Genomic DNA, 9,235 nt, shown 5'->3' with positions numbered 1-9,235 from the left:
GTACAAGGCCATCGTCAAGGAGATCCGCGACGCCCGAGAGCGCGGTCAGCCGATCCTGGTCGGCACCACCTCGATCGAGAAATCCGAGCAGCTGGCCGAGCGCCTGCGCAAGGAAGGCGTCAAGAATTTCGAGGTGCTCAACGCCCGCCACCACGAGCGCGAGGCGGCTATCGTCGCCCAGGCCGGCAAGCCCGGCGCTATCACCATCGCCACGAACATGGCTGGACGCGGTACCGACATCCAGCTCGGCGGCAATGCCGACATGCGCATCGCCGAAGAACTAGCGGATATGCCCGCCGGCCCGGAGCGCGAGGCGCGCGAACAGCAGATCCGCGATGACGTCGCGCAGCTGAAGGAAAAGGCGCTGGCCGCTGGCGGACTCTACGTCTTGGCGACCGAGCGCCATGAATCCCGCCGCATCGACAACCAGCTGCGCGGACGTTCCGGCCGCCAGGGCGATCCTGGCCGTTCGAAATTCTTCCTGTCGCTGCAGGACGATCTGATGCGCATCTTCGGCTCCGAGCGCATGGACGGCATGCTGCAGAAGCTCGGCCTCAAGGAAGACGAGGCCATCATCCACCCGTGGATCAACAAGGCGCTGGAGAAGGCGCAGAAGAAGGTCGAGGCGCGCAACTTCGACATCCGCAAGAACCTACTGAAATACGATGACGTCTCCAACGACCAGCGCAAGGTGGTTTTCGAGCAGCGCATCGAGCTGATGGATGGCGAAGGCCTGTCGGAGACGGTCGCCGAGATGCGCGAGGGCGTCATCGAGGAAATCGTCGCCAAGAACATCCCGGAAAACGCCTATGCCGAGCAGTGGAACGTCGCCGGCCTGAAGGAGGAAGTGGCGCAGTACCTCAATCTCGACCTGCCGATTGAGGACTGGGTCAAGGAGGAGGGCATCGCCGAGGACGACATCCGCGAGCGCATCTCGGCCGCCGCCGAGGCAGCCGCCAAGGAACGCGCCGAGCGCTTCGGCCCCGACGTCATGAGCTATGTCGAGCGTTCGGTCGTGCTGCAGACGCTCGACCATCTATGGCGCGAGCACATCGTCAACCTCGACCATCTGCGTTCGGTCGTGGGCTTCCGCGGCTATGCCCAGCGCGATCCGCTGCAGGAATACAAGGGCGAGGCCTTCGAGCTTTTCCAGGGCATGCTCGGCAATCTGCGCCAGGCCGTGACCGCGCAGCTGATGCGCGTCGAGCTGGTCCGCCAGGCGGCTGAAGCGCCGCCGCCGTCGGCGCCGGATATGTTCGGCAGCCATATCGACGGCACCACCGGCGAGGACGACTTCCAGGGCGGCGAGACGGCGTTGTTGGTCCGCCAGGAATCCCATGCCATGGTGGCACCCGAAAATCGCGATCCGAAGAATCCCGCGACTTGGGGCAAGGTCGGCCGCAACGAGGCCTGCCCCTGCGGCTCCGGCAAGAAATACAAGCACTGCCACGGCGCCTTCGCCTGATCCCCTTCACTTCTTCTTCCCGGATATGACGGGGAGAAGGAAGCCCTCCACCCAACCGTTTCTTAATGTGTTTCGCATACACCGAAACCTTGGAAACAGGCGGAAAACGGAGAGTATTCGGGGTGCGCTTTTCCGCGGCGACGACTGCCGGGCGGTTCTTGCCGCAGCGCTGGGCGCTGCGCATGGGGCCGCTGCTTGGCCGCATCGACGCCGTGCTGTTCAGCGCCGACGAACGCGGCGAAGCCGGCCGCATGTCGCTGATCGCATTCACCATCCGCATCGTCAGCGCGGTCATCGCCTTCGTCAGCCAGGTGCTGATGGCACGCTGGATGGGCTCGTTCGAATACGGCATCTTCGTGCTGGTCTGGGTGACGATGGTCATCGTCGGCAATCTCGCCTGCCTCGGCTTCCACACCTCGGTGATCCGTTTCATTCCCGAATATCGCGAGCGCGGCATGCTCGCCGAGCTGCGCGGCATCGTGCTGGCGAGCCGGCTGTTCGTGCTGGTCGCTTCGACGGTGATCGCGGGGCTGGGCGCGCTCGGCGTCTGGCTCGCCTCGCCCTGGATCGAGAACTACTACGTCGTCCCCTTCATCCTCGGCATCATCTGCCTGCCGATGATCGCGATGGGCGACCTCCTTCAGGGACTGGCGCGGGCGAACTCATGGGCGCTGTTCGCGCTGTCGCCGACCTATCTGGTGCGGCCGGTGCTGATCCTGGTGTTCATGGCGCTTATGCTCGCCATGCACTACGTGCCGGATGCCAAGACCGCGATCTTCGCCTCGATCGCCGCCACCTATACCACGACGCTCGGCCAACTGATGGGCGTGACCTCGCGCATGGACAAGCAGATCCCGGCCGGGTCGATGACCGTGCATTTCGGCCGGTGGTTCCTGGTCTCGCTCCCGATCTTCCTGGTCGAGAGTTTTTTCTTCCTGCTCACCAATGCCGATGTGCTGATGGTTGGCGCCTATCTCGAGCCCAATGACGTCGCCGTCTATTTCGCCACCGTGAAAACGCTGGCTCTGGTGCATTTCGTCTATTTCGCCGTCAAGGCGGGCGTTGCCCAGCGCTATGCGCAATTCACCCATGGCGAGCCGGAAAGGCTCGCCGCCTTCGCCCGCGAGACCGTCTCCTGGACCTTCTGGCCCTCGCTCGCGATGGCGCTGCTGGTGCTGGCGCTCGGCGAGCCGATGCTGGTGCTGTTCGGCCCTGAATTCACCGCCGGCTATCCGCTGCTTTTCCTGCTGGTCTTCGGCGTCGTCGCGCGCGGCGCCGTCGGCCCCTGCGAAAGCCTGCTCACCATGAGCGGCAACCAGAACATCTGCGCCGCCGTCTATGCCATGACGCTCGCGCTGAATATCGCTCTCAATGTGGTTCTGATCCCGCTCTTCGGCCTCTGGGGCGCGGCGATCGCCACCAGCCTCGCGATGGTCTTCGAGGCCGGCGCGCTGTCCTTCACCGTCTGGCGCAAGCTCGGCATCGTCATGGCGATCTTCGTGCCCGCAAATAAGGAAGTCGCCTGATGGCCGCCATTCCGCTGCTTGAAGAGACCAGCGGCGGGCCCGCCGGCGCCATGGTGTCGGGCCTTGCCGGCCTCGTCAGGGAGGCCGATCCCGCCCATATCGAGCTGTTCGCCAACAACCGGCCGGAGCGCAAGCTCGCGATCTATCCCGCCTCGGCCGGCTTCGACCTGGTCGAGGAGCTCGACTATCTTAGCGCCCGCGCGATCGAGCCCAACGTCTTCTTCAACCCGCGCTTCCTGGCGCCGGCCATGCCGAGGCTCGAGGACCGCGAAGTGCGGCTGGCGGTGATCCGCGACGGCGACGAGTTCCGCAACCGGCTGCGGCTCCTTGTGCCGTTCTCGGTCGAGCGCCCCGCAATTCCGCTCGGCGTCCCGGTCATGCGCACATGGTCGAGCCCGTTCGGCCCGCTCGGCACGCCGCTGGTCGATCGTGACGATCCTGTCGGCGTCATCGAGGATTTCTTCTCGATGCTGTCCAGGCCGCATCTCAAATTGCCGAAGGTCTTCGTGCTGCCCGACATCAAGCTGGACGGCCGGGTGGCGAGCCTGCTCACCTCCTTTGCCGACAGCCGCGGCCTGACCCTGGTCGTCACCGGCAAGGCCGAGCGCCCGGTGCTGGAAAGCGATGCCGACGGCGACGACTACCTCAAGGCCTCGCTGCGCGCGCATCACTATCGCGAATTCCGCCGGCTCAAGCGGCGCCTCGCCGGCCTTGGCAAGCTGGACCATGTGGTGGCGCGCGGACCGGACGAGATCCGCCACGCCATTGAAAGCTTCCTGACACTGGAGGCGGCCGGCTGGAAGGGCCGCGAGCGCACGGCCATGGCGATCGACCGCTACCGCGCCGCCTTCGCCCGCGAGGCGGTGCACAGGCTCGCCGAGCACGACATGTGCCGCATCCACACACTGACGCTCGACGGCCGTACGATCGCTTCTCTCGTCGTCTTCGTCGAAGCGGGCGTCGCCTACACCTGGAAGACGGCGTATGACGAGACGCTCTCGGCCTATTCGCCGGGCACACTGCTGATGATCGAGGTGACCAAGCAGCATCTCGATGATCCTAATGTCGCCATGACCGATTCCTGCGCGGTGCCCGACCATCCGGTGATGAGTCGCCTGTGGACGGAGCGCAAGCCGATGGGCACGCTGGTGGTCGGCCTGACGCCCGATGCCGACCGGCCGGCCCGCCAGGCGGCCTCGCAGCTCCATCTCTACCGCGAGACCCGCAACATGGCGCGGCTGCTACGCAATCGCATGCGGAGCCTCTTGAAAAGGCGCTAGATGAAAGGCCGCACACCGGCTATGGCATCCGGCGGCCGGATCCGGCCTGCCTCTTCACACAGCATCCAGATGTTCGAAACCTTCCTGCGCTTCGCCCGCCTCTGTGCGCCGCTTGTCCTGCTCGCCATGCTCCCGGCGCGAGCATTCGCCGAGTCCTGCCCCGAGGATTGCTCCGAGCCTGCGCCCGTCGACATCTACAGCCACACCACCGCCGGCCATATGGCTCCAGCCGCGGCAGCTGCGTTGCCGCGCGTCTATGTGCCCAACCGTTCCTCGAACAGCGTTTCCGTCATCGACCCGGCGACGCTGAAGGAGGTCGACAGGTTTGCGGTCGGCAGCAAGCCGCAGCACGTCGTTCCTTCCTGGGACCTGAAGACGCTTTGGGTGGCCAATAACGGCACCGGCAAGAACGGCAGCCTGACGCCGATCGACCCGGCGACCGGAAAGCCCGGCAAGCAGGTGCCGGTCGACGATCCTTACAACATGTATTTCATGCCGGACGGCAGCGCCGCCATCATCGTTGACGAGGCCCTGAGGCGGCTCGATCTGCGCGATCCGCGGACCATGGCGCTGCAAGCCGTCATCCCGACGCCGGCCTGCCCCGGCATCAACCATGCCGATTTCGCGGCCGACAATTCCTATGCGATCTTCACTTGCGAGTATGGCGACGGCGGACTGGCCAAGATCGACCTGAAGAACCGCAAGGTGCTCGGCCATCTCGACCTGTCGAAGATGGGCATGCCGCAGGACATAAGGCTCTCGCCCGACGGCAAGGTCTTCTACGTCGCCGACATGATGAATGACGGCGTCTTCCTGATCGACGGCGACAGCTTCAAGGAGATTGGCTTCATTCCAACGGGCATTGGCGCGCACGGCTTCGTCGTCAGCCGCGACGGCAAGCGGCTCTATGTCTCGAACCGCGGCTCGCACAAAATGGAACAGGGCCGTGCCGACGGGCCTGGCAGCGTGACGGTGATCGACTTCGCGACCCGCTCGGTCGTCGCCCAATGGCCGATCCCCGGCGGCGGCAGCCCCGACATGGGCAATGTCGGCGCCGACGGCAAGCAGCTCTGGCTCTCCGGCCGGTTCGACAGCGAGGTCTATATGATCGACACGACGTCGGGCGCCGTGACGAAGATCCGCGTCGGCGTCGAGCCGCACGGCCTGACGGTGTGGCCGCAGCCGGGGCGCTACTCGCAGGGGCATACGGGGAATATGCGGTAGGGTGTCGGTGACCTGCACATGCTGACGACCTCAATCCCATGGAGCCTTGGCACCATGTCCGCTGCCCTTTCCGCGACGACTCCCTGCCGATGCACTTGGAATTCGTCTGACCATATTTCGATCATTGTCGAAATAGAGTTGACCGGCAGCGGCGGAGGGTGCAGTCTATTTCCATGAAACTCGAACAAGCCGCAAAACAGCTCGAAGCCATCGGCAACCCGACACGGCTCAAGCTCTATCGCACACTGGTCAGAGCCGGCGAAGCTGGCCGGCCGGTGGGGTACTTGCAGGACACCCTTGGCATCGCGGCCTCGACGCTGTCCCATCACCTGCATCGCCTCATTCTGACCGGCCTCGTGACGCAGGAGCGTCAGGCGACGACCCTCATCTGCCGGGCCAACTATCCTATCATGCGCGACTTGATCGGCTTCCTGGCTGACGAGTGCTGTGCTGACGCAGCTTGCGGCGCGACGGAGAGCGACGCGGCGGCATAGCCTCTTTTTTTGCATCGTATTTCGATGATCCCGGAAGGATGGAAAAAATGTCAATGAATGACCCTGACGCCCTCCCTGTCGCCGTCATCGGAGCCGGCCCGGTCGGCTTGGCGGCTGCCGTCCAGCTCATCCAAAGGGGGCTCCCGGTGAAGGTCTATGAGGCCGGCGCTGGCATCGCCACCAATCTCAAGGACTGGGGCCATGTCCGGGTGTTCACGCCTTGGCGCTACTGTGTTGATCAGGCCGCCCGAAACCGTCTTGAGGACAGCGGCTGGACGATGCCCAAGCCCGAGGCGTTCCCCACCGCTAATGAACTGATTACCCGCTACCTTGAGCCGCTAGCAAGGCTCCCTGAACTCTCCTCGTCCATCGAAACCAGTGCGCGCGTGACTGCTGTTTCCCGCTGGGGCGCAGACAAGGTCTTGAGCAAAGATCGAAAGGCGCGACCGTTCATGCTGATGGTCGAAACCGGGGAAGGCATCAGGCGCGACAGTGCACGGGCCGTCATTGACGCCTCAGGCACGTGGCAGACGCCAAATCCACTTGGGGCCGGTGGTGTCCCGGCGGAGGGCGAAGCGGAGTTCGCAGACAAGATCGCCTATGGCATTCCCGACATTCTCGGCCACGACCGCACCCTTTATGCCGGCCGCACCACGCTTGTTGTCGGTTCGGGTCATTCGGCCGCCAATGCCCTGCTCGATCTCGATAGGCTGGCTGCGGTTGATCCGGGAACCGCTTTTGTCTGGGCGACACGGGGGACCGATCTGGTTCGCATTTACAGCGGCGGAGACTTGGATCAACTGCCTGCCCGTGGCGAGCTTGGTGCTGACGTTCGCGAACTGGCGGAGAGCGGGCGCACAAAGCTCGTCACTGGGTTCGCAACGCTGGCCATCCGCAGCTCAAACGGCCGCCTGACAGTCGAAGGTCAAACGAAGGATGGCCTACAAACTCTCGGGCCTTTCGACTGCATCATCGCGGCGACCGGCCAGCGGCCCGATCTGTCCCTTACGCGCGAGCTTAGGCTTGATCTTGACCCATGGCTTGAGGGCGTAAAGGCGCTGGGGCCTCTCATCGACCCCAACGAGCACTCCTGCGGCGATGTTCCCCCGCACGGTCATCGCGAACTGAGCCACCCCGAGCCCGACTTCTACACTGTCGGCATCAAGAGCTACGGCCGCGCCCCGACCTTCTTGCTGCTGACCGGGTATGAACAGGTGCGGTCGGTCGCGGCAGCCATTGCTGGCGACATGGCGGCCGCGGATGCGGTGCAACTGGTGCTACCCGAAACCGGCGTCTGCACGGTTCCCCAGTCGACCATACGCGCGACCGCTGGCGGATGCTGTGGTGGTCCCGCTTCTTCCGAGGCTGACGCCTGTTGTCTCGCCGATGCTGAAGCGAAGGCCGCTGGCAAGGGTGGCTGCGGGTGCGGGGTGGCAGCCTAATCGCATCACGCCCGATGGAACGCAGTCGCCGAACGATCATCACCGTCCTCGGCCTGACCCAAATCATGGCCTGGGGGTCCACCTATTACCTGCCGGCGGTGATTGCACCAAAGGTCGCCGCCGACACCGGCTGGCCGCTGCCTTGGGTCGTGGGTGGATTGTCGCTTGGCCTGCTCGTCGCCGGACTGATCTCACCTCGCGTCGGCTCGTCCATTGAGCGCCACGGCGGCCGGAACGTTCTTGCGTTCAGCGCCGGCTGCATCGGCATCGGCCAGATCGGACTCGCTGCCTCGCCGAACCTTGCCGCCTACATCGCAGCGTGGCTCGTTGTTGGCCTTGGAATGGGGGCGGGCTTGTACGATGCCGCTTTCGCGACCCTCGGCCGGCTCTACGGACATAGCGCGCGCTCGGCCATCACAACCCTTTCGCTGTTCGGCGGCTTCGCCAGCACGTTCTGTTGGCCGATCTCGGCCTTCCTGATGGGCGAGACGGGCTGGCGCGGCACATGCCTCGTCTATGCTTCGGTGCAGTTGTTCTTCGCCCTGCCCCTCTATCTCGGAATGTTGCCGCGTCGGGTGCCGCTGCCGAGCGTCACAGATCGGCCGGGAAAGGAGCAGGTGGGCACCCCAGTTCAGCCGGCCGCAGTGCCGATCATGGTCGTCCTGGCTGCCACGCTGACCTTGGCGGCGGTCATTTCGTCGACGGTGTCAGTTCATCTCCTCACCATCTTGCCAGGCCAGCGGCATGGCGCTCGCCGCTGCCGTTGGGCTCGGGGCACTGGTCGGCCCCGCTCAGGTGTCGGCGCGTGCCGTCGAGATGATCATCGCCCGCTACCATCATCCCATCTGGACCAAGTTCGCGTCGGTGAGCTTCGTCGCCATCGGCATTGGTGCGCTCTGCGTCGGGGTTCCGGTGGTGCCGGTGGCGCTGGCGTTCTACGGTGCAGGCATCGGCCTCGAAACGATAGCGCGAGGCACGCTGCCGCTCGCTCTGTTCGGTCCGTCGGGATACGCGAGACTGATGGGGCGACTTGCCATGCCCAGCTTGATCGCTCAAGCAGCAGCGCCGTCTGTCGGAGCGCTATTGTTGGAGCATGTGGGCGCTCACGGCACTCTAGCAGCTCTCGCTGGCTTGGCGCTGCTGAACGTCGGACTGGCGTGTAGCCTTGGCTGGCTGATCTTCCGTCGTCGAACCTTAGAGGTACAGGCGCAGTGATGCTTTGTAACCGGCCGGTAGCCCTGTGAAGTGGTTGGCCAGCCCATGAACCTCCGTCACTTCGGCAACTGCCTGGTTGATGTCAAAGAGACCAATTGGTGCCCCTAGCCGGGATCGAACCAGCACTCCTTGCGGAACTCGATTTTGAGTCGAGCGCGTCTACCAATTCCGCCATAGGGGCTCAGGCCGGGCGGCCTGGATGGGCGCGGACTATACGGGCGGACAGGCTTCGTCAACTGGCCTGTTGCCGATTTGCAGGCGCTCTGCACCCGGCCATGCCTTTCAGTCTCGTGAAGGTGCCGCCATTGTGCGGCGCGGAAAATCTTTCTAGACAGGGGATGCGTTGAAGCGCCTCGGATCCCAAAGGGTGGATGCGGCGCTTTGGGACCTTGTCTTCCTGCCACCCGGTGTCCAAAACCACTGCGCGCTTTTCAGGAGAGCCGATGCTTCGCGGACTTTACGACTGGACGATGTCCTTGGCGGCAAGGAAATCGGCCGAATGGTGGCTGGCCTTCATCGCCTTCGTGGAAAGCTCGGTCTTTCTGGTGCCGGCCGACGTGCTCTATCTGCCGATGGCGCTGTCCAAGCC

At 64.5% G+C, this 9,235-nt stretch carries 6 protein-coding genes, 1 tRNA gene and 2 pseudogenes; 8 read left to right on the top strand and 1 reads right to left on the bottom strand.

Annotated elements, in window-relative coordinates:
• The 7 genes and pseudogenes from EOA60_RS08235 to EOA60_RS08205 all read left to right on the top strand — a co-directional run.
• Positions 1-1,465 (top strand): SEC-C metal-binding domain-containing protein (locus EOA60_RS08235; protein WP_206628109.1); only part of this gene is annotated, 1,465 nt, incomplete at its 5' end.
• A gap of 122 nt (positions 1,466-1,587) precedes the next feature.
• The gene (locus EOA60_RS08230; RefSeq protein ID WP_095823959.1) at positions 1,588-2,991 is read left to right on the top strand and encodes a lipopolysaccharide biosynthesis protein; all 1,404 of its coding nucleotides are present in this window, start codon (positions 1,588-1,590) and stop codon (positions 2,989-2,991) included.
• Complete coding sequence (locus tag EOA60_RS08225) at positions 2,991-4,271, top strand: GNAT family N-acetyltransferase (protein WP_127334922.1); 1,281 nt, start codon at positions 2,991-2,993, stop codon at positions 4,269-4,271. The genes EOA60_RS08230 and EOA60_RS08225 overlap by 1 nt, the downstream gene beginning before the upstream one ends.
• Positions 4,272-5,495 carry a YncE family protein gene (locus EOA60_RS08220; RefSeq protein ID WP_245322314.1) on the top strand — a complete coding sequence of 408 codons (1,224 nt, stop codon included), beginning with the start codon at positions 4,272-4,274 and terminating at the stop codon, positions 5,493-5,495.
• 173 nt (positions 5,496-5,668) lie between these two features.
• Positions 5,669-5,989 (top strand): metalloregulator ArsR/SmtB family transcription factor, encoded by a 321-nt coding sequence (locus EOA60_RS08215; RefSeq protein WP_066990141.1) that lies wholly within the window; start codon positions 5,669-5,671, stop codon positions 5,987-5,989.
• Between the two features lie 53 nt (positions 5,990-6,042).
• A complete protein-coding gene (locus tag EOA60_RS08210) occupies positions 6,043-7,431 on the top strand; it encodes an FAD-dependent oxidoreductase (RefSeq protein ID WP_095824178.1) in 1,389 nt (462 codons plus the stop codon).
• A gap of 14 nt (positions 7,432-7,445) precedes the next feature.
• Positions 7,446-8,646, top strand: a pseudogene (locus tag EOA60_RS08205) (MFS transporter).
• 96 nt (positions 8,647-8,742) lie between these two features.
• On the opposite strand, the gene EOA60_RS08200 reads toward EOA60_RS08205, so the two are convergent.
• Positions 8,743-8,827: transfer RNA gene (locus EOA60_RS08200), tRNA-Leu, on the bottom strand.
• Positions 8,828-9,089: 262 nt separating this feature from the next.
• On the opposite strand from EOA60_RS08200, the pseudogene EOA60_RS38830 reads away from it, so the two are divergent.
• Positions 9,090-9,235, top strand: a pseudogene (locus EOA60_RS38830) (DedA family protein); the annotation flags it as partial.

Origin of the sequence: Mesorhizobium sp. M1A.F.Ca.IN.020.06.1.1 (assembly GCF_004023265.1) — a bacterium.
Classification (GTDB): domain Bacteria; phylum Pseudomonadota; class Alphaproteobacteria; order Rhizobiales; family Rhizobiaceae; genus Mesorhizobium.
This window is presented reverse-complemented; position numbering and strand designations above follow the sequence as displayed.

Bases quoted from the DNA above. Each gene is read 5' to 3' on its own strand.
- EOA60_RS08225 (WP_127334922.1), top strand. From the start codon at position 2,991: ATGGCCGCCATTCCGCTGCTTGAAGAGACCAGCGGCGGGCCCGCCGGC.
- EOA60_RS08220 (WP_245322314.1), top strand. From the start codon at position 4,272: ATGAAAGGCCGCACACCGGCTATGGCATCCGGCGGCCGGATCCGGCCT.
- EOA60_RS08215 (WP_066990141.1), top strand. From the start codon at position 5,669: ATGAAACTCGAACAAGCCGCAAAACAGCTCGAAGCCATCGGCAACCCG.
- EOA60_RS08210 (WP_095824178.1), top strand. From the start codon at position 6,043: ATGAATGACCCTGACGCCCTCCCTGTCGCCGTCATCGGAGCCGGCCCG.